Genomic DNA, 18,729 nt, shown 5'->3' with positions numbered 1-18,729 from the left:
GCGTCGAGCAACGATCGTGAGAAGGAGGCGGACAGTGACCGCGGTCAGCAGTTCCAGTCCCACCGGCGAACACGTTGCCGCTCAGGACCTCGCGGACAGGCTCCGGCGCGAACTCGACGGCGAGGTCGCCTTCGACGACTACACCCGGCACCTGTTCGCCCGGGACGCGAGCATGTACGCGATCACCCCGACCGGCGTGGTGTTCCCTCGCCACGCCGAAGATGTGGCGGCGGCGGTGGCGGCGGCCGCCGAACAGGGCGTCCCCGTCACCGCACGGGGGGCCGGCACCAGCCTCGCCGGCCAGACCGTCGGGCCCGGCCTGGTGCTGGACCTGTCCCGGCACATGAACCGCATCCATGAGATCGACGCCGGCAACCGTACCGCCCTGGTCGACGTGGGCGTGGTGCAGGACCAGCTCAACCGGGCCGCCGCCCCACTGGGGTTGATGTTCGGCCCCGACACCTCGACCAGCAACCGCGCCACGATCGGCGGCATGATCGGGAACAACTCGGCGGGCAGCGGGTCGGTCCGCTACGGGATGACCATCGATCACGTACGCGAGCTCGACGTGGTGCTCAGCGACGCGAGCCTCGCCCACCTGGCGCCGGTGAGCGAGGCCGAGCGGGAGCGCCGGGCGAAGGCGGCCACCCTCGAAGGCGCCATCCACCGGCGACTGCCCGAGATACTGAACGAGAACGCATCGGCGATCGCCGAGGGGTTCCCGAAGTTCTGGCGGCGGGCCGGCGGCTACCGGCTGGACCGGCTCGCCGGGGACGGACCGTTCGACCCGGCCAAGTTCGTCGTGGGCTCGGAGGGCACCCTCGTGGTCGCCACCCAGGCTCTGGTCGACCTCGTGCCCAAACCGCTCAGCACGGTGATCGCCGTCGGCCACTTCGTCTCCACGCCCGCCGCCATCGCGGCCACCGATGACGCGCTCTCCTGCGATCCGGCCGCCGTCGAGCTGATGGACCGCACGATCCTGGAACTGTCCCGGCAGAAGATCGAGTACGCCTCACTCGGCTCGATCCTGGAAGGCGACCCCGGGGCGCTGCTCTTCGTCACCTTCACCGGGGACGACGAGCAGGTGCTGGTCGGGCAGTTGGAGCGGCTGACCGCGCTGTGGCGGCGCCACGGCCACGGCTACCACACGCTGAAGGCCGTCACGGCCGGCCAGCAGGGGGCCCTCCTCAAGGTACGCAAGTCCAGCCTGGGCCTGCTGATGGCCGCGAGCGTGGGCTCACGCCGTCCGCTGGCCTTCATCGAGGACACCGCGGTCGATCCCGCGCACCTCGCCGAGTACACCCGGCGCTTCAAGGCGATCCTGGACCGGCACGATCTGACGGCCGGGTTCTACGGGCACTGCTCGGTGGGCTGCCTGCACATCCGCCCGTTCCTCGATCTCACCGATCCGGCCCAGGTGCACACGATGCGCTCCGTCGCACGGCAGATCAAGGACCTGGTCACGGAGTACGGTGGCGTCAACTCCAGCGAGCACGGCGACGGGCTGGCCAGAAGCGAGTTCAACCGGGAACTCTTCGGTGACGACCTCTACGAAACCATGCGCCAGGTCAAGCGTGTCTTCGATCCGGACAACCGGTTGAACCCGGGCAAGATCGTGGACGCCCCGTCGATGACAGACAACCTGCGGGACCCCGCGTTGCCGCCGGCACCCCCGTTGCGGACGCGGCTGTCCTTCGACGTGGTCGGAGGCATGCGCAGTGCCGCGGACCGGTGCATGAACATCGGCCTCTGCCGCAAGAGCGCCACCGGCACCATGTGCCCCTCCTACATGGCCACCCGCCAGGAGGAGCACTCCACCCGTGGCCGGGCCAACGCGCTGGTCAAGGCTCTGTCGGAGCCCGATCCCCGGGCGGCGCTCGGCGACGAACGGCTGCACGAGATCCTGGACCTCTGTCTCGGGTGCAAGGCGTGCAAGAGCGAGTGCCCCCTCGGCGTGGACATGGCCGCACTCAAGACCGAGACGCTGTCACACCACCATGACCTGCACGGAACACCGCTGCGGTCCCGGATCTTCGGTGCGATCCGGTCACTGAACCGCCTCGGCTCGGCGACCGCGCCGCTGTCCAACCTGCCGGGACGGATACGGCCGGTGCGCCAACTCATGGACCGGCTGATCGGTATCGCTCCGGCCAGGCCGCTGCCGAGGTTCGAGCGAGCCAACCTGCTGCGCTGGTTCCGCCGCCGCAGGAGCCGCGGACACGCCGTCACTCAGGGAACGGTCGTCTTCCTCGCCGACTCCTTCACCACGTTCACCGAGCCGGGCATCGGCCAGGCGGCGATCGAACTGTTGGAACGGGCGGGCTGGCAGGTTCAGTTGAAGGCCGACGGCTGTTGCGGCAGGTCAAGCCTGTCCAAGGGGCTGGTCGACGACGCCCGGCGCAAGGCCCGTAAGCTCGCCCACACGCTCAGCTCCCGCGGGGAGCCGGGCTCACCGATCGTGGGCTGCGAACCGTCCTGCCTGATGACCTTGCGGGACGAGCACCTGGCGCTGCTGCCCGACGACGTGGCGGTCAAGGACGTCGCGGGCCGGGTCAGGCAGGTGGAAGAGCTGCTGGTGGAGGCCATCGACGAAGGCCGGCTGCGGCTGCGTGCTGATTCGTGGCTCGCCGGGCGCACGTTGCTTTACCACGGTCACTGTCATCAGAAGGCCGAAGTGGGCACCGCCGCGACCATCGCGCTGCTGGGCCGGATCCCCGGCGCGACGGTCGACGAACTCGACGCCGGGTGCTGCGGTATGGCCGGATCCTTCGGCTTCGAGACCGAGCACTACGAGATGTCGATGACCGTGGGTGACGACCGCCTTTTCCCCGCCGTCAGGGCGGCCTCGGAGGACACCGTCGTGGTGGCGACCGGGGTGTCCTGCCGGCAGCAGATCTCCCATGGCGGCGGACGCCGTGCCCTCCACCCCGTGGAACTCGTTCGCTCCGCCCTGCATCCCTGACAGACCGGCAGTCCCGGCTCACTGCGCCCCCGCGGAGAAATCGCCGGGCGGCAAACACACCCCGAAAGGAGAGGACGCAACTCGCCCCACGAGTCTCTCGTGCAGTCAGCGCGCTGAGGCATCCGGTAGTTCGCACCTACAAGGAGGTAGGTCGTTGGTCACGCAGACATCCTGGTTCCGGCGCCGATCCGACGTGAGACGATGGACGAGGATCCTTCCAGTCATCGTCTTCATCTACATCATCTGCTACATAGACCGGACGAACATCAGCTTCGCCCTGCCTCACCTGCAGATGAGCATGCACCTTTCCGGGGCCCAACAGGGCTTCGCGAGCGGCGTGTTCTTCTGGGGGTATCTGCTCCTCCAGGTGCCCGGCGGATACATGGCCGAGCGGTGGAGCGCCAAGCGATGGATCGCGATCCTGATGGTGCTGTGGAGTGCGGCCGCGGTGGCCTCAGGACTGACGCACAACTTCACCGAACTCGTCATCACCCGCTTCCTGCTCGGGGTGGCCGAGGGCGGCGTGCAGCCCGCACTGATGGCCTCCATCCGGTCGTGGTTCCCGTTCGCCGAACGCAGCCGGGCCTACGCGATCTTCAAGTTGTACACGCCGATCGCGGCCATCGTGGCCGCGCCGTTCTCCGGTGTCATTCTCACGTACCTGGACTGGCGCTGGATGTTCATCATCCAGGGCGGCGGCCCGCTCGTGCTCGGGCTCGTCGTATGGCTCGTGATCATGCGGGACACGCCGGCGAAGGCCGAGTGGTTGTCGGCCACCGAACGCCACCACATCGAGCAGTCCCGCGCGGCGGAGGGCGAACCGCTCCAACACCGCGGGACTTTCAAGGCAGCGTTCGGCAGCCCGATCGTGTGGCTGTTCGCCCTCATCTACACCCTGACCCAACTGGGTCTGCTCGGACTCTCGATGTGGCTGCCGAGCGTGCTCAAGACGGCCTTCCACACCGACATGAAGGTCGGCCTCGTCGCGATGCTGCCCCAGGTCGCCGCCGGCCTGGCGATCGTTCTCATCGGCAGGTCCGCGGACCGCCACGGCAGGCACACCACCCACATGTTCGCAGTCCTCGGCGTCGGAGCCGTGGTCCTCGCCGGGGCGGGCCTGATCTCCGCACAGCAGAAGTGGCTCGTGCTGGGAGCGATGATCCTCGGCACCGGCGCGTCGATCGCCTGGTACGGACCGTTCTGGGCCACCGTCACCAAGCTCACGCCGGTGGCGGCCGCGGGCGCCGGCATCGGCATCATCAACGGCGTCGGTAACCTCGGCGGCTTCTTCGGGCCCTACATCGGGGGATGGCTCAAGGACATCAGCGGAGGATACGCCCTCACCCAGGTGTTCTTCGGCGCGGTCTTCGCGGTGGCGGCGCTGCTCGTCCTGACGTTGCGCAAGAGGCTGCGCGAGGCGACGACCGCACCGCCAGTGGACACCGGAACCGCGGAAACGGAGGGATCAGCCGCTGCCAGGCCTGCCTGACAGTTCCTCTCGCCCCGCTCCTGTGGGCCAGGCGGCCGGGAGCCGGGCCGTCCGGCCCACAGACACGACAAGGGCGGGAACCGGCTTCGACAACAGTCATGGGACAACAACGGCCCGCAGAGGCCGGCAAGGGAGATGCGCGGTGCGGTTGGTCAGGTATCGCAAGGCGGAGCACACCGGGCACGGTGCGCTGATGGGCGAGTACATCCACGCCGTGGGCGACAGCCCGCTCGGCAGCTCACGGCCCGGACCCAGGATCGCTGCGGTCGACGAGGTCGAGCTCCTGGCGCCCTGCGATCCGCGCACCATCGTGTGCGCGGGAAGCAACTACGCGGGACAGATAGCGGAGAAGCAGCGTCCCTGGCCGACCCAGCCACCCCTGTTCCTGAAAGCACCCAATGCCGTGGTCGGCCCCGGCTCAGCGGTGATCCACCCGGCCGAACTGCGGAGGCTGGAGTACGAGGGAGAACTCGCCGTTGTGATCGGCCGCAGCGCCCGGGACGTCTCCGCGGCGTCGTTCGCCGACTACGTACTCGGCTACACCTGTGCCAACGACATCACCGCGCACGACTGGCGCGCGGACGGGCAGTGGACCAGGGCCAAGAGCGCCGACACCTTCTGCCCGCTCGGGCCATGGATCGAGACGGACGTGGCCGACCCCCAAGCGCTACGACTGCGCACTCTCGTCAACGGCCGTACGGTCCAGGACGGCTCCACCGCCGACATGGTCTTCGGCGTGGGCGAACTGCTCGCCTTCGTCACCCGCTGGATCACCCTGCAGCCGGGCGACGTACTGCTCACCGGCAGCCCCGCAGGCGTGGGCCCACTGGTCCCCGGGGACCGGGTCGAGGTCCGGATCGAGGGCGTGGGGACCCTGTCCAATCCGGTGGCCGGCACGGAACCGCTGGACGCGCCGGGCACGACGTGAGCGTTTCACCGGGGCGATCGCCGGCGCGAGACCAAAGGCGCCGATAGGGCGGTGCGGCAGGCGTTGCACCGCCCTCGGCGGAGGGCATGCCGTGGACGAGCCCGGCTCGCCCTGCACGCAGTTTGTGCGCGGCAGCCGCGTTGTGGCTTTGATGGGCGGAGATCGCGAAGTATCCGGCCGGGACCAGCACCAAGAGCGAGGCGGCGATCCCGCGGCGCACCCGGCCCGGCGCGCCCGAGGGTCACCGGCACCTCACCTGTCCGGGGTCCGACTGGCGCTGGGTCGGTACGTCCACCGCACGCACCGCATGATCCGCTTCGGCCGGGTGACGATCGGCCCGGCGGGCGCGGAGCCACTGGATGGCGGGGGGCAGCAGTCCGACGGCGGCGACCGCGGCGATGGCGGGGGCCAGGTACGCCGAGCCTTGTCGCCCGCTCTCGCCCAGGGCGTACCCGGCCAGCACCAGCGACTGCGACCAGAGGAGTCCGGCCACGGCCTGCCACAGGATGAAGGAGGCCGTCGGCATGCCCAGCAGCCCGGCTGCCGGATGGACCAGGGTGCGCACCACCGGCACGAACCGTCCCAGCATCACCGCCCGCCGGGGCCCGTAGCGCATGAACAGCGCCTCAGCTCGCTTCATGGGGGCCTGGCCACGGCCCTTCAGTCCACGCAGCCGCATCGACCTGCCGCCGCGCTGCCCCAGCCAGAACCCCGTCTGCGCCCCGGCGAGCGAGCCCACGCCCGCGCACACAAGCACCAACGGCAGCGACAACCGGGCCGCACCCAGCGGGCTCAGCGAGCACGCCAGTCCGGCCGGCAGGAGCAGTGTGTCTCCGGGCAGGAAGACGCCGAGGGCCGGGAGCCCCGTCTCGGCGAAGACCACGACCAGTACCGCCCAGGCGCCGAATCTCGCCAGCATCGCGTGTGGATCCAGTGTCGCTGCGACGGTCACGGAACCTGGTGCCATTGACGGGTCTCCCCCCTCTTTGCGCTCCTGCGCTCGCATCAAATTTTACATCTTGTAGTAGATGATGTTTTACGCCATGTAGTAGCTTCGCGGTCGGTACCGCCCCGGCCGGGCGCGGCCGGGGTCGCCGCCGCCGCGGAGGCCACCGTCTCGCTGGGCGTCGCCGTCCCGCCGGCCTACGTCTGTACCGAGGTCCCGGCCCGCATCACCGCCGTCACCCACTGCCTGGACGGAGAGAGGCGATGACCCCGGCCCGCACGCACGTCTTGGTCAGTCCTGGACGGCCATCTCCCCGAGCAGGGACCAGTCGTCCTGTTCCAGTTCGGCGTTGAGGATCTGCGGTGTGTGGGCCAGGTATGGCGGCAGGGTCTGTTGCGCGGCCTTGAAGTGGGCGGACTGGAGACTGTTCAATGCTGCGGTGGCCGGCGGCGGTGACCCGTACGACGGGGCGAGGGTGATCGCGGAGCATTTCGACAGCGTGTCGGTGTGCTTCAGCAAGGGGTTGGGGGCACCGGTGGGCTCGGTGTTGCTCGGTTCCCGGGAATTCGTCGGTGAGGCCCGGCGGTGGAGGAAGGTTCTGGGCGGCGGCTTGCGGCAGGCGGGAGTACTGGCGGCGGCCGCGTCGTACGCGCTGGACCACCACGTCGAGCGGTTGGCCGAGGATCATGCGAACCACTCCGCTGACACGGGCGGCGGAGTGTAAGCGGGATCACCGTCGTGGTGGGTGGTCGGCGCCTATCGTCGGCGGCATGAAGCACAATGCTCTCGTCGGAGGTGGCCGGTCATGATGCGCGCCGTGTGGAACGGCACCGTGCTCGCGGAGGCCGAACGGACCGTCGTGGTGGAGGATAACCACTACTTTCCGCCCGAGTCGCTGCACCGCGAGTACTTCACCGACAGCCGGGCCAGCTCGCTGTGTTTCTGGAAGGGGCTGGCCCGCTACTACACGGTGACCGCTGGCGGGCAGACCAACGTGAACGCCGCCTGGTACTACCCGCACCCGAGCCCGCTGGCCCGGAAGATCAAGAATCACGTCGCCTTCTGGAACGGCGTCGTGGTTGAGGAAGTCGCCCCGCGGGTGAGCCGGTGACCGCCGAGCGCAGTCTGCGGATCGCGGCCTGGGCCGCCGGTGTGGGCGGGTCGCTGGCCGCCGCCTACCTGGGGCTGGTGACCGGTGCCGTCCCGGTCGATGTCGGTGTTGGCCGCCGGACACGGCCGCTGGGCCCGCAGACGGTCGACATCGCGGCCCCTCAGGAGATCGTGTTCGACGTGGTGGCCCGGCCGTATCTGGGCCGCACGCCGCGGGCGATGCAAGAGAAGCTGAACGTGCTGGAGCGCGGCAGTGACATGGTGCTGGCCGAGCACTACACACCGATCGCCGGCAGGCGGCTGAAAGCCGTGACGGTGGAGACGGTGCGCTTCACCCGGCCCGAACGCATCGACTTCCGGCTGGTGCGCGGCCCGGTGCCGCACGTGACGGAGTCCTTCGTACTGAGCGACACATCGGCGGGGACGCTGCTGGTGTACGAGGGCGAACTGGGCGCCGACCTGTGGCGGCTCGGCCAGTGGTGGGGCACGGCGGTGGCGGCCCGCTGGGAGGCCACGGTCGCTGCCTCGCTCGCCTCGGTCAAGGCCGAGGCCGAACGCCGCGCCGCATCGCGCCGGTGACCGCGCGGCCGGTTCGGTGAGCGCGCTTACAGTTCCCGTCGCCTCGGCGGCCGTAGCGTCAGGCGCATGATCTTCCGTCTCGTCCTCGGCACGGTCTACACGGCGATGGCCGTCGGCCAGCTCACCTCGATCACGGACATGCCGACGGGTCTCGGCGCGTACGGTCGGGGGCACGGCGCCGTGGCGGCCGTGCACGCCGTGGCGCTGATCGCCGGGGAGCTGGTGTGCGGAGTGTGGTTCCTGGGCTCGTCTCCGGTCGACGGCCATCGCCCCCGTGTGGGTCTACACCGCCGTGCCCGTTGTATGGACGGTGATGGCCGTCCAGGCGTATGCACGAGGGCTGGCCGTGGACAACTGCGGCTGCTTCGGGAGCTGCCTCACCCAGCGGCTGAGCTGGTTCGTCCTCCTCCAGGACGCTCTCACCCTCGTGTACGCCGCCGCGCTGCTGCGCACCGCCCGTACAGCCGCCGCGAGGAAGTCGACTCGTGGAGTGCAGGTGGATCGTGATGTCGGCATCCCATGAACGCTGCCGCTTCGGTGGTCGTCGCCGTTGTCGGGGCCGGTCCGGTCATGGTCGTGTGCCGCCCGGGTCCACTGCCTTACGGGCGGAGCGGTACTCGGCGCCGTCGGTTGGCGCGCTGGCGAATCCGTGGCTGATCACGGTCGGCGCGGCCGTACTTCTGGTCGGCACCACCTATGCCCTGCGATGCCGAGGCCGGCGTCGCCGAGGCGCCGGTCCGGAGGACTGCTGCCCGACCGTGGGCGGCCCCGCACCCTGCGGGACGACACCCCGGACCGCGACGTTCAGTGACCGTTTGAGACTGCCCCTGTGAAAGGAGTTCTGCGATGACCCAGGCGCCGGCGCCGAGGCGCAAGGTGGATCGGGACGAGGTGTTCGTGGAGTTCACCAAGTCGATCTGCCCCCTGTGCAAGACCCCCATCGACGCGCAGGTCAACATCCGTGAGAAAAAGGTTTATCTGCGCAAACGTTGCCGGGAGCACGGCGAGTTCGAGGCCCTGGTCTACGGGGATGCCGAGGAATATCTGTCCTCGGCCCGCTTCAACAAGCCCGGCACCGTCCCCCTCACCTTCCAGACCGAGGTGAAGGACGGCTGCCCGTCGGACTGCGGGCTGTGCCCGGAGCACAAGCAGCACGCCTGCCTGGGGATCATCGAGGTCAACACCGGCTGCAACCTGGACTGCCCGATCTGCTTCGCCGACTCCGGCCACCAGAGCGACGGCTACTCGATCACTCACGAACAGTGCGAGCGGATGCTGGACACCTTCGTGGCCTCCGAGGGGGAGGCGGAGGTGGTGATGTTCTCGGGCGGCGAGCCCACCATCCACAAACACATCCTCGACTTCATCGACCTCGCGCAGGGCCGCCCGATCAAGAACGTCAACCTCAACACCAACGGCATCCGCCTGGCCACCGACAAGAACCTCGTCGCCGAACTCCGCAAGCGCAATCAGGCGCCGGGTAAGTCGGTGAACATCTACCTGCAGTTCGACGGCTTCGACGAGCGCACCCACCTGGAGATCCGGGGCCGGGACCTGCGGACATTCAAGCAGCGGGCTCTGGACAACTGCGCCGAGGCCGGGCTGACCGTCACCCTGGTCGCGGCCGTGGAACGGGGTCTGAACGAGCACGAACTCGGGGCGATCATCGAGTACGGCATCGACCATCCCGCTGTTCGCGCGGTCACATTCCAGCCGGTCACCCACGCCGGCCGGCACGTGCCGTTCGACCCCCTGAACCGGCTCACCATCACCGACGTCATCCGGCTGATCAACGAGCAGCGCCCGGGCTGGTTCCAGAAGGGCGACTTCTTCCCCGTGCCGTGCTGCTTCCCCACCTGCCGCTCCATCACCTACCTCTTGGTGGACGGCGAACCGGGCAACCGCACCATCGTGCCGATCCCGCGGCTGCTGAACGTCGAGGACTACCTCGACTACGTCACCAACCGGGTCCTGCCCGACGCCGGGATCCGCGAGGCGCTGGAGAAGCTCTGGTCCGCCTCCGCGTTCATGGGCACCGCCACCACCGAGGAGAAGCTGCGGGCCACCGCCGAAGCCCTGGACTGCGCGGACGCCTGCGGCATCGACCTGCCCCAGGCCGTCAAGGACCTGAACGACAAGGCGTTCATGATCGTGGTCCAGGACTTCCAGGACCCCTATACCCTCAACGTCAAACAGTTGATGAAGTGCTGCGTCGAGGAGATCACCCCCGACGGGAGGCTCATCCCGTTCTGCGCGTACAACTCCGTCGGCTACCGCGAACAGGTCCGCGCCGCGATGTCCGGCGTGGCCGTCGCCGATGTAGTTCCGAACGCACTACCGCTTGCCGATCGGCTCACGGCCACCCCGTACGGATCCAAGACCGCCGCCCTCACCGGGCCCACCGTCGAGGAAGACGCACGATGACCGACCGGAACCCGCTCTCGTCCGGCCCGACCGCCGACGAGCTGAAAGCCTGCTGCGCCGCCGCGTACTCATCGGACGTGGTCGCCCTGCTCCTGGGGGATTCCTATCATCCCGGCGGCACCGCCCTGACCCGCCACCTCGCCGACGGCCTGGACCTGGACGAGAAGCGCCGCGTGCTCGACGTGGCCTCCGGTCGCGGCACCACCGCCCTGCTCCTCGCCGACATCTACGGCGTTCGGGTCGACGGCTTGGACTACTCGCCGGCCAACACCGCCCTCGCCCAAGGCGCCGCCCAGGCCGCAGGACTCGCCGACCGAGCCGAGTTCACGACCGGGGACGCCGAACAACTGCCCTACCCGGATGGTGTCTTCGACGCGCTGGTCTGCGAGTGCGCCCTGTGCACCTTCCCGGACAAGGCCCAGGCCGCCGCCGAGTTCGCCCGCGTTCTGAAACCCGGCGGCCGACTCGGTATCACCGACGTCACCATTGACCCTGCGCGGCTTCCATCCGAACTCACCGGCCTGAGCGCCCGCATCGCCTGCATCGCCGACGCCCGGCCACTGGAGGAGTACAGCCAGATCCTGGCCGCCGCAGGCCTACGCACCCGGTGCACCGAACGCCACGGCCAGGCCATGCTGCGCATGATCAACCAGATCGAAGCACGGCTGAACCTGCTGCGTATGATCGCGCCGGACAAGCTCACCGACGTCGGCGTCAAACTCGACGCCGCCCCAGCCGTCCTCGAAGCAGCCCGTACCGCAGTCGCGGACGGTGTCGTCGGTTACGGCATGCTGATCGCAGAGCGCGCAACCGAGTAGGGGCGTGAAGACACGCCAAAGGGGCAATACGGGCACGTGCGCGCCGTGCCTGAGCCGACTGACCCGGCGCCCTGTGGGGGCCGGTGGCGAGACTGCCCAGCGCCCCCTCATCCCTGACGGCCCCCAGTTCCGAGGAGGACGGCAGCCTTGTCCGCCGAACGGCCTGTAGTGCTGATCTTCGATGTCAACGAGACCCTCAGCGACCTGACTCCGCTGCGCGGCCGGTTTCGCATGGCCTTGGGGACGTCGAGGAGCACCTTCATGATGACCTCCCGTTCGAGAGGTCGTCCGCAGATCTGATGGCCCCGTCATTTGGCCGGCATGAGTGTCCATGGCCTGGCCGACCTGCTCGGCCGACAGCTTTGAGTCACGCCCGCTCTGCTACGCGATGTATGCGTGAGAACGGTACGTGGGCCAATATTTGATTGAGCGATCCAGAACCGCTATCGTGCTCGCCATGGCACGTAATCGGGAGTTCGACGTCGACAGGGCGGTCGACCGTGCGATGGACCTGTTCTGGCGCCGTGGCTATGCCGCGACGTCGCTGCAGGACCTGCTCGGGGAACTGTCGATCGGCAGCGGGAGCCTGTATGCGGCGTTCGGCTCCAAGGAGAAGCTGTATGCCCGTGCGCTGGAGCGCTACTGCTCGCGGCACACGGGCGGCTTCGTGGAGCGGCTGGAGAGCGCCACCGAGGTGCGGCCCGCTGTGCGCGGCGTGCTGTTGGAGATGGTCGAGACTGATCTTGCCGATCCCGAGCGCGGATGTCTGGTGGTCAACGCCGCCACGGAGCGCGGTGGTGATCCGGCCACGGTCGACCGGGTCGCGGCCGCCATGCGGCTGCTGGAATCGGCTCTTGCCGGCGCACTGGAGAGGGCGAAGGCCCGAGGTGAGCTGTCGTCCGACAAGAACCCGGCGGAGCTCGCTCGCTTCCTGACCACCTTCGTCCAGGGTCTGCGGGTGGTGGGTCAGGCCCGCCTCGGCCGGGCGTTCGTCGAGGATGCCGTGTCGACGGCACTGCGCGCCCTGGACTGATCAACTCGCTCGGCGGGTCACCGGTACGGCAGCGCTCCAGTGGTGCCGCGACCTGGCCTCGTCTACATTCATTGTGTATCAATCAATCCAGAAAAGAGGGTAACCATGGAGCTCCACCTCAAGGACAAGGTCGCCGTCGTCACCGGGGCCAGCAAGGGCATCGGTCTGGCCATCGTCGAGGCGCTGGGCCGCGAGGGTGTCCGCGTGGTCGCCGGCAGCCGGAGCACCACTGCCGAACTCGACGCCCTCCGCGACAAGTACGACGTCGCCGTCGTGCCCGTCGACCTCTCGACGGCGGACGGAGCGGACACGCTCATCCAGCGCGCCGTGGACGGACACGGCAGGCTCGACATCCTCGTCAACAACCTGGGCGCGGCAGACCCGCGACCCAGCTTCCTCGAGGTGGACGACGCCGAGTGGCAGCGCATCTTCGACCTCACCTTCTTCAGCGCCGTACGCGCCAGCCGCGCGGCTCTGCCCCACCTGCTGCAGGCGCAGGGCGCCGCCATCGTCAACATCAGCTCCATCAACGCCCGGCTGCCCTTCCCCATGGTCATGGACTACTCCGCGGCCAAGGCCGCACTGACCAGCCTGACCAAGTCGCTATCCGAGGAGTTCGCACCTCGTGGCGTACGCGTCAACGCGATCGCCCCCGGACCTGTCCGCACCCCCTTGTGGACCGCGCCGGGCGGATTCGCCGACGCCACCGCAGCCGCCGCCGGCACCACCGCCCAGGAGGCCATCGATGTGGTGGTGCCGCAGAGCATGGGCATCTCCACCGGGCGCGTCACCGAGCCCCACGAGGTCGCCGACCTGGCCCTCTTCCTCGCCTCGCCGGTGGCGGGCAACATCACCGGCGCCGAGTTCGTCATCGACGGCGGCCAGATCAAGACCACCTGAGGTTCGCACCATCCCGCCCGAGCCGGTTGCCCATGCCCCGGCGAGCGCTTGGGCCACTTCAGACGCGCCGAATCCGTCGACGCGGCCCGGCGGGCAGCCCGGCCGACAATCGACCGCACCGCCGGCAACGAGGGTCGCCGAGTTCAGGCGCCGGGGTTGGACCAGGCCGCGGCGAAGGACGCAGACCTTGCAGTGGCCGCCGGACACCGGCTGCGCCGGCGGCCGTGTGCGCGGCGAGGGTTCCGCTGCTCGGTCCACGCGCCGCTGTGCGGGTCTTGGGTAGGGTGAGCGGTGATCGACCTGACGGGTGGGGATGAGAGCGGCGGAGAGCATGGGCGGCAGGGCCGAGGACAGAAACCGTGCGATCAGCGGGCGTCCGACGTCACGGGACGTCGCCCGGCTTGCCGGCCGTGAGCGTGTGTGAAGCGAGCAAACTGCACAGGTAAATTCCGGGCCGTTGAGCGGCACCTGCCGCGCGCTCCCGGTCCACGCCGAGGACGACCCGTGATGGTGGCAACAGGTGCCCTGGTGGTGTCGGCTGTAGGAGAGCGTGCCGTCGTTGCACAGGGCGGTCGCACCCGCCGTGGCCATCGACGGGGGCATGATCGTGTGATGGTGTTGCCGTGGTGAGGATCAAAGGTTGATACGGCTCAGAAGCGGTCGGACCGACGCCAGCCGACGCAGCCCTGTGGTGTACGCAGGCAAGGCGGAGACTCACTCTTTGCTGCGTCTCATGTGAGGCTCGCGGCCTGTTCCCTTGTGTTCAGGGGCGCGTTCTCGCGGCGAGGGAGGAGCAGCGGGGTGGCCAGGAGGAGGACTCCGGCGACCGCGATCGCGGTGCGGGGCCCGGTGACGGCGGCAAGCAGACCCCACACGGCGGTCAGGGCCGCGATGGCAGCGCTGCTGCTGACCGACCACGCGGACAGGGTGCGGGCGACCCGGTCGGGGTCGGTGTGGTCGAGCCGGTAGGTGGCCAGCACCGGGTTGAACAGGCCAATACAGGTCACCAGGCCGAATTGGACGGCGATGATGAGTACGATCCCGGCAACACCGGGCCGGACAAAAGCCAATCCGACAGGCCAGCAGGCACGCAGTGCCCCGGCGGTGAGGATCACCTTGTGCTGCCCGAACCGCGCCACGAGTCGACGCGCCAGGCGTGCGCCGACGAGGCCACCGACGCAAGGGGTCGCGAATGCGAGACCGTACTGCCAGGGTGCGAACCCGAGGCGGCCCAGCAGGAGTACGGCGAGCAGCGGCTGGGTCGCCATGATCAGGCCGTTGACCACGATGGTGTTGAAGAACAGCGGTCGCAGCGCGGGGTGCGTGAGGACGTGGCGCCAGCCTTCGAGCAGATCGCCTGCTCGCATCCGCGGTGCACCGCTCCGCGCGGGGCGCGGTTCCGTCCCGCCGATGGCGCGGATGCCCAGCGCCGAGAGCAGGTAGCTGACCGCATCGGCCACTACGGTCGTCATCGGGCCGAACAGCCCGATCGCGGCCCCGCCGAGCGGCGGTCCGACCACAGTCGCGGTCCAGGTCGTGGACTCGAACCGGCTGTTCGCGATGAGCAGGGTCTCCGGCGGCAGGAGCGACTTCAGATACGCACCGCTGGCCGCGTTGAACGCGATGTTGGCCGCGGCGACGACGACGGCGACAACGAGGAGTTGGGCGAAGCTCAGCCAGCCGAGCGCGAACGCGGCGGGGACGCTCATCATCGCCGCGAAACGGGTCAGGTCCATCGCGACCATGACCGGCCGCTTGCGGCGGAACTCCACCCACGGACCGAGCGGCACCGCGACCACGGCCCCTACTGCCCGCCCCGCGGCAGACAGCGCCGCCACCTGGGTCGGCCCGGCGTGCAGCACGAGGATCGCGATCAAGGGAAACGCGCCGAATCCGAGCCCTGTGCCGTACGAGCTGACGGCATACGCTGCCCACAACCGCCCGAACCGCCGCCCCAGCGCCCGCCTACCCGGCATACCCAACGCACCTCTCGCCGATCTGAACAACCACACGCTGACCACCGGCATCAAAGCGGGTAGCGGATGGCAGGATCAAACAACCGATCCGCCAGGAAGGCACAACCATTGGTTGTGTCGATACGCTGGTCGGCGTGGATCTTGATGCTGTGCGCACCTTTGTGGCCGCCGCGGACGCGGGGCGGTTCCAAGACGCTGCCGCCGAATTGTCGATCACCCAGCAGGCCGTCTCAAAACGCATCGCCACGCTGGAGAAGTTCCTCGGCGTGCGGCTGTTCACCCGCACCGCGCGAGGAGCGAAGCTCACCATCGACGGACAGGCGTTCCTGCCCCACGCCCGCGGTCTCCTACGGGCCGAAGAGCGGGCCGTCGCCTCCGTTCGTCCGGGGCGCCGCGCGCTGCGCGTCGACGTGATCGGCCGACGGCTCGCCCCGGCTGCCGTGCTTGGCGACTTCCATCGCGCACACCCTGAGGTCGAGCTTGATGTCATGACGCTCTTCGACGTCGACGCGGCCATCGACGCTGTCCGGTCCGGCACGATCGACGCGTCCTTCCGCGCCGTCACCATGCCCGGCCGGCAGCTCCCCGACGACATCGGGGCCGCCCGGGCCTTCGACGAGCCCATCCAGCTTCTCACCGGACCGGCCCACGAGCTCGCGTCCGCCCGCGCGGTCACGCCCCCCGAGCTCGTCGGGCACCGGATCTGGATGCCGGGCATCGTTCCCGGAACCGAGTGGGCCGCCTACTACGATGCCCTCGCCGCCGCGTTCGGGCTCACCATCGAGATCACCAGCCCCGACTTCGGCACCGAGCCTCTTCTGGACACCATCGCGGACTCCCGGTCACTGGCGACCTTCGTCGGCGAGCAGACACGCCTCGTCTGGCCCGCCGACCACGGCCTGCGGCGGATCGCCCTGCGCGACCCGACACCGGTCTACCCGCACTCACTGGTATGGCACCGCGACAACCCGCACCCGGCACTCGCCGCGCTCCGCGACCACCTTTGCTCCAGTTGGTTCAACCGCCCTGACACCGAGACCTGGACACCGACATGGGCATGGTGGTCGGGAGCACCGCGTTACCCAGCGCCAACGACATCGTGAGCGAGAGGACGTCCGGGCACCAGCGACGTTCAACCCCGCGAAGGGCGGCCGACGACGCCACATCGTGGCATCGCGGTCCACCGGCAGGAGGCCCACCCGCGTCCCCGGTGCCGGGGACGCAGGTACCAGGCCAGGAGCTGAGCGATGTGGTTCGGAGATTCGGTTACGCCGTGAGGCGTAGGTAGTCGAGGTTGAAGCCGCCGGTTTGGCAGTGGACGGTGATCGTCTGCTCGCCGGCCGGAAGGGCGACGGGTACGTGCACCGACTGGTACGTCCCCCAGCCGCCCGTGGCGGGTACCGAGGCCGTCGCCAGTGTGGTGCCGTTGCCGTCGCGGAGGGACAGGGCGTTCGGCGCTGTCGTACCGGTGCCGTTGGCCACCCGCAGCTCGAGATCGTAGGTGCCTTCCTGTGCCACCTCGATGCGGTACTCGAGCCAGTTGCCGGCGGCCGTCCAGCCCACGTTCCTGCCTCCGCTGGCCGCAGCGTTGTTCTCGATGAAGTTGCTGCCGTCCGCGGGCCAGCCGTGCTGGTCGGTGTAGCCCTCCGCCTCGATCTTCTCGCCCACCGGCACGGCGTGCGGCCGGACGGTCAGGTGGACCGTTACCTGGTCACGTGCCCTGCCGTCGGTGGCGTAGAAGGTCATGTCCTGCTTGCCGGCGGTGGTCGGATGGATGGTGACCAGGCCGGTCGCCGGGTCGACGCCGACGCCGTCGGGCAACTCGGTGGCGTAGTAGGCCAGTGGGTCGCCGTCGGGGTCGGTGGCCTGCAACGGAACGTGCACCGTGCTGTACTGGTCCGCGACCACATCGGTGGTCCGGCCGAGGACCGGGGCGTGGTTGTGGTGGGCCGAGGGCACGTGGCCCTTCCACCGGTAGCTGGCGAAGGAGCCCGCCGGAACGGTGACCACGAACGACTGGCCGGCGACCTCGATGCGGACCTTGCTGTCGGTGGTGTTGCCGTTGCCGAGGACGGCGACGAACTTGTCGGCGCCGGAGCGGAAGACCACGTTGCTCACGCCATGTTCCGCGGCGCTGGACTCGACACGCACGTCCCCGGGGGAGAGGTACTTGGCGAACTGCCCCATCCCGTACAGCTCTTCGCGGACGCTGAAGTCCCTTGTCGCCGTGTTCACCGTGACCAGCCGGTCCGGCCACTTGGTGGTGGCGCCGACCTTCTCCCAGTCGATGTTGTTGTCCCGTGCGGGCGTCCAGTGCAGCGTACCGCCGTCCTGATCCGTGGTCTGGGCCCACAGGATGTAGGACCCGGCATCCAGGCGGAAGTCGTTGAGGACGGTCGACGGGGACAGGTCGCTCGTCTCCGTGAGGTGGACCGGCTTCCCGGTTTGTTCGTACGCGTCGCGCATCACGCGCGGGTCGCCCCAGTAGGGGTGGAAGGCGATGCCGTCCGCCGCGTCTTGGACCTGTTTGCCTGTCACCGAACCGTCGGGGGCGTCGTCGAAGATGCGGTGATAGTTCTTGGTCGCCGTGCTGTTGGGATCCCGCCAGTCCCAGAAGTTGAAGTCGTGCACATAGAGCTGGGTGTTCAGCCGGGCAGCGCGGAGTTCGCGTTTGATCGCCAGGGCCAGCTTCTGCTGCTGGGCGACACTGATGTCCATGGCCGGGTAGACCACGTCCATGCCCGGCTCGTTCAGCAGAGTCAGGGCGTCGACGCGGATGCCGTGCTTGGCGTAGGACTGGACGAACTTGACGTAGTAGCGCGCGAAGACGTCGATGCAGTCGTCGCGCAGCTTCCCGACCTGGTAGTAGTCCGTGGTGCTCCCGGGCTTCAGCGCGACCTCGCCGGTGAACCGGTTGTTCGTCTTCATCCATGCCGGTGCGCTCCACGCGGAGGCGAAGAAGGTGGCCTTCGGGTTGTAGCGCTGGATGAGCTTGATGGTGTCGACGATGTGGAGGTCGACGTCCCGCTGTATGGAGAAGTGCCTGAGGCCGAAGTCCTCGGTGACGCCGGAGGGGAGGTCGTCCTCCGACCAGAACGGCAGGTGCTCGATGAGGTCGGGGCTGCCGATCGTCAACCGGAAGCGGTTGAGGCCCGCGCCGTTCTTGGGGTCGACCAGCAGCTGGATGGCCTCCTTGCGCTTGGCGGGGGTGAGTTTCCAGAGGTTGGACACGCTCGTCTCGTCCAGGGAGAAACCGATGCCCGCGTACTTCTGCCGGGTGGCGCTCGGATCGACGACCACGGTGGCATCGGCGGGGCTGTCCGTGTCACCGCCGACTCGGACACTCGGCAGCGGCTGCCACGCGTGGGCAGCACCGCTGGAGTAGGTGCCGGTCACGACCGGGTTCTGCCCGGTCGGTCCGCGCCCGGCTCGGTCCGCGTGCGCGGTGGCACCCGTGCCGACCAGTGTGGTCAGGGTGGTGACCGCGAGTGCGGCGATCGCGGTGAGAGAACGTCTCACGGCATCTCCTGAAGTGTGTGGAGTGGGGGAGTGGCGCTGTGGCAC

15 protein-coding genes and 2 pseudogenes are annotated in these 18,729 nt (G+C 69.0%); 12 read left to right on the top strand and 5 right to left on the bottom strand.

What is annotated here, in order from left to right; genetic code table 11:
* The first annotated feature begins 34 nt into the window (after positions 1-34).
* The 3 genes from ACZ3TS_RS33330 to ACZ3TS_RS33320 all read left to right on the top strand — a co-directional run bounded on the left by ACZ3TS_RS33330 (position 35) and on the right by ACZ3TS_RS33320 (position 5,379).
* Positions 35-2,962 carry an FAD-binding and (Fe-S)-binding domain-containing protein gene (locus ACZ3TS_RS33330; protein ID WP_467625336.1) on the top strand — a complete coding sequence of 976 codons (2,928 nt, stop codon included), beginning with the start codon at positions 35-37 and terminating at the stop codon, positions 2,960-2,962.
* A gap of 154 nt (positions 2,963-3,116) precedes the next feature.
* Positions 3,117-4,451 (top strand): MFS transporter, encoded by a 1,335-nt coding sequence (locus tag ACZ3TS_RS33325; RefSeq protein WP_467625333.1) that lies wholly within the window; start codon positions 3,117-3,119, stop codon positions 4,449-4,451.
* A gap of 142 nt (positions 4,452-4,593) precedes the next feature.
* Positions 4,594-5,379, top strand: coding sequence for a fumarylacetoacetate hydrolase family protein (locus ACZ3TS_RS33320; RefSeq protein WP_467625331.1), 786 nt, complete (start codon positions 4,594-4,596; stop codon positions 5,377-5,379).
* A gap of 241 nt (positions 5,380-5,620) precedes the next feature.
* On the opposite strand, the gene ACZ3TS_RS33315 is transcribed toward ACZ3TS_RS33320, so the two are convergent.
* Together ACZ3TS_RS33315 and ACZ3TS_RS33310 are read right to left on the bottom strand one after the other, a co-directional pair.
* Positions 5,621-6,346: a DedA family protein gene (locus tag ACZ3TS_RS33315; protein ID WP_467625329.1), complete on the bottom strand. Its 726-nt coding sequence runs from the start codon at positions 6,344-6,346 to the stop codon at positions 5,621-5,623.
* A gap of 270 nt (positions 6,347-6,616) precedes the next feature.
* Positions 6,617-6,748 (bottom strand): annotated as a pseudogene (locus ACZ3TS_RS33310) (antibiotic biosynthesis monooxygenase); the annotation flags it as partial.
* Here ACZ3TS_RS33310 and ACZ3TS_RS33305 point away from each other — a divergent pair.
* From ACZ3TS_RS33305 to ACZ3TS_RS33270, 8 genes are all read left to right on the top strand, one after another.
* On the top strand, positions 6,690-7,049 hold the full coding sequence (locus ACZ3TS_RS33305) for a beta-eliminating lyase-related protein (protein WP_467625327.1): 360 nt from the start codon (positions 6,690-6,692) through the stop codon (positions 7,047-7,049). The pseudogene ACZ3TS_RS33310 and the gene ACZ3TS_RS33305 overlap by 59 nt on opposite strands.
* Positions 7,050-7,130: 81 nt before the next feature.
* Positions 7,131-7,436, top strand: a complete 306-nt coding sequence (locus tag ACZ3TS_RS33300; RefSeq protein WP_467625325.1) for a DUF427 domain-containing protein — start codon at positions 7,131-7,133, stop codon at positions 7,434-7,436.
* Positions 7,433-8,014 carry an SRPBCC family protein gene (locus ACZ3TS_RS33295; RefSeq protein WP_467625322.1) on the top strand — a complete coding sequence of 194 codons (582 nt, stop codon included), beginning with the start codon at positions 7,433-7,435 and terminating at the stop codon, positions 8,012-8,014. Before ACZ3TS_RS33300 ends, ACZ3TS_RS33295 begins: the two co-directional genes overlap by 4 nt.
* Positions 8,015-8,288: 274 nt before the next feature.
* Positions 8,289-8,537, top strand: a complete 249-nt coding sequence (locus tag ACZ3TS_RS33290; RefSeq protein WP_467625320.1) for a hypothetical protein — start codon at positions 8,289-8,291, stop codon at positions 8,535-8,537.
* A gap of 323 nt (positions 8,538-8,860) precedes the next feature.
* On the top strand, positions 8,861-10,438 hold the full coding sequence (locus ACZ3TS_RS33285; RefSeq protein WP_467625317.1) for a radical SAM protein: 1,578 nt from the start codon (positions 8,861-8,863) through the stop codon (positions 10,436-10,438).
* Complete coding sequence (locus ACZ3TS_RS33280) at positions 10,435-11,256, top strand: class I SAM-dependent methyltransferase (RefSeq protein ID WP_467625315.1); 822 nt, start codon at positions 10,435-10,437, stop codon at positions 11,254-11,256. Before ACZ3TS_RS33285 ends, ACZ3TS_RS33280 begins: the two co-directional genes overlap by 4 nt.
* Before the next feature lie 457 nt (positions 11,257-11,713).
* Entirely contained in the window at positions 11,714-12,289 is a 576-nt protein-coding gene (locus tag ACZ3TS_RS33275) for a TetR/AcrR family transcriptional regulator (RefSeq protein WP_467625312.1), read from the top strand.
* Between the two features lie 105 nt (positions 12,290-12,394).
* Positions 12,395-13,189 (top strand): SDR family NAD(P)-dependent oxidoreductase, encoded by a 795-nt coding sequence (locus ACZ3TS_RS33270; RefSeq protein WP_467625310.1) that lies wholly within the window; start codon positions 12,395-12,397, stop codon positions 13,187-13,189.
* A 510-nt stretch (positions 13,190-13,699) separates the two neighbouring features.
* Here the strand turns inward: ACZ3TS_RS33270 and ACZ3TS_RS33265 are convergent.
* Positions 13,700-13,780: pseudogene (locus ACZ3TS_RS33265) on the bottom strand (DUF3761 domain-containing protein); the annotation flags it as partial.
* A 140-nt stretch (positions 13,781-13,920) separates the two neighbouring features.
* Positions 13,921-15,165, bottom strand: coding sequence for an MFS transporter (locus tag ACZ3TS_RS33260; protein ID WP_467625307.1), 1,245 nt, complete (start codon positions 15,163-15,165; stop codon positions 13,921-13,923).
* Between the two features lie 134 nt (positions 15,166-15,299).
* On the opposite strand from ACZ3TS_RS33260, the gene ACZ3TS_RS33255 reads away from it, so the two are divergent.
* Positions 15,300-16,268: a LysR family transcriptional regulator gene (locus tag ACZ3TS_RS33255; protein WP_467625305.1), complete on the top strand. Its 969-nt coding sequence runs from the start codon at positions 15,300-15,302 to the stop codon at positions 16,266-16,268.
* Between the two features lie 163 nt (positions 16,269-16,431).
* Here ACZ3TS_RS33255 and ACZ3TS_RS33250 read toward each other — a convergent pair whose 3' ends face one another.
* On the bottom strand, positions 16,432-18,684 hold the full coding sequence (locus ACZ3TS_RS33250; RefSeq protein ID WP_467625303.1) for a carbohydrate-binding protein: 2,253 nt from the start codon (positions 18,682-18,684) through the stop codon (positions 16,432-16,434).
* Positions 18,685-18,729: the final 45 nt, after the last annotated feature.

The organism is Streptomyces sp. NPDC022910, assembly GCF_055561075.1.
The sequence above is the reverse complement of the archived record's forward strand: the minus strand, read 5'-3'. Positions and strand labels throughout refer to the sequence as shown.

Bases quoted from the DNA above. Each gene is read 5' to 3' on its own strand.
- ACZ3TS_RS33315 (WP_467625329.1), bottom strand. From the start codon at position 6,346: ATGGCACCAGGTTCCGTGACCGTCGCAGCGACACTGGATCCACACGCG.
- ACZ3TS_RS33300 (WP_467625325.1), top strand. From the start codon at position 7,131: ATGATGCGCGCCGTGTGGAACGGCACCGTGCTCGCGGAGGCCGAACGG.
- ACZ3TS_RS33285 (WP_467625317.1), top strand. From the start codon at position 8,861: ATGACCCAGGCGCCGGCGCCGAGGCGCAAGGTGGATCGGGACGAGGTG.
- ACZ3TS_RS33280 (WP_467625315.1), top strand. From the start codon at position 10,435: ATGACCGACCGGAACCCGCTCTCGTCCGGCCCGACCGCCGACGAGCTG.
- ACZ3TS_RS33275 (WP_467625312.1), top strand. From the start codon at position 11,714: ATGGCACGTAATCGGGAGTTCGACGTCGACAGGGCGGTCGACCGTGCG.
- ACZ3TS_RS33270 (WP_467625310.1), top strand. From the start codon at position 12,395: ATGGAGCTCCACCTCAAGGACAAGGTCGCCGTCGTCACCGGGGCCAGC.
- ACZ3TS_RS33260 (WP_467625307.1), bottom strand. From the start codon at position 15,165: ATGCCGGGTAGGCGGGCGCTGGGGCGGCGGTTCGGGCGGTTGTGGGCA.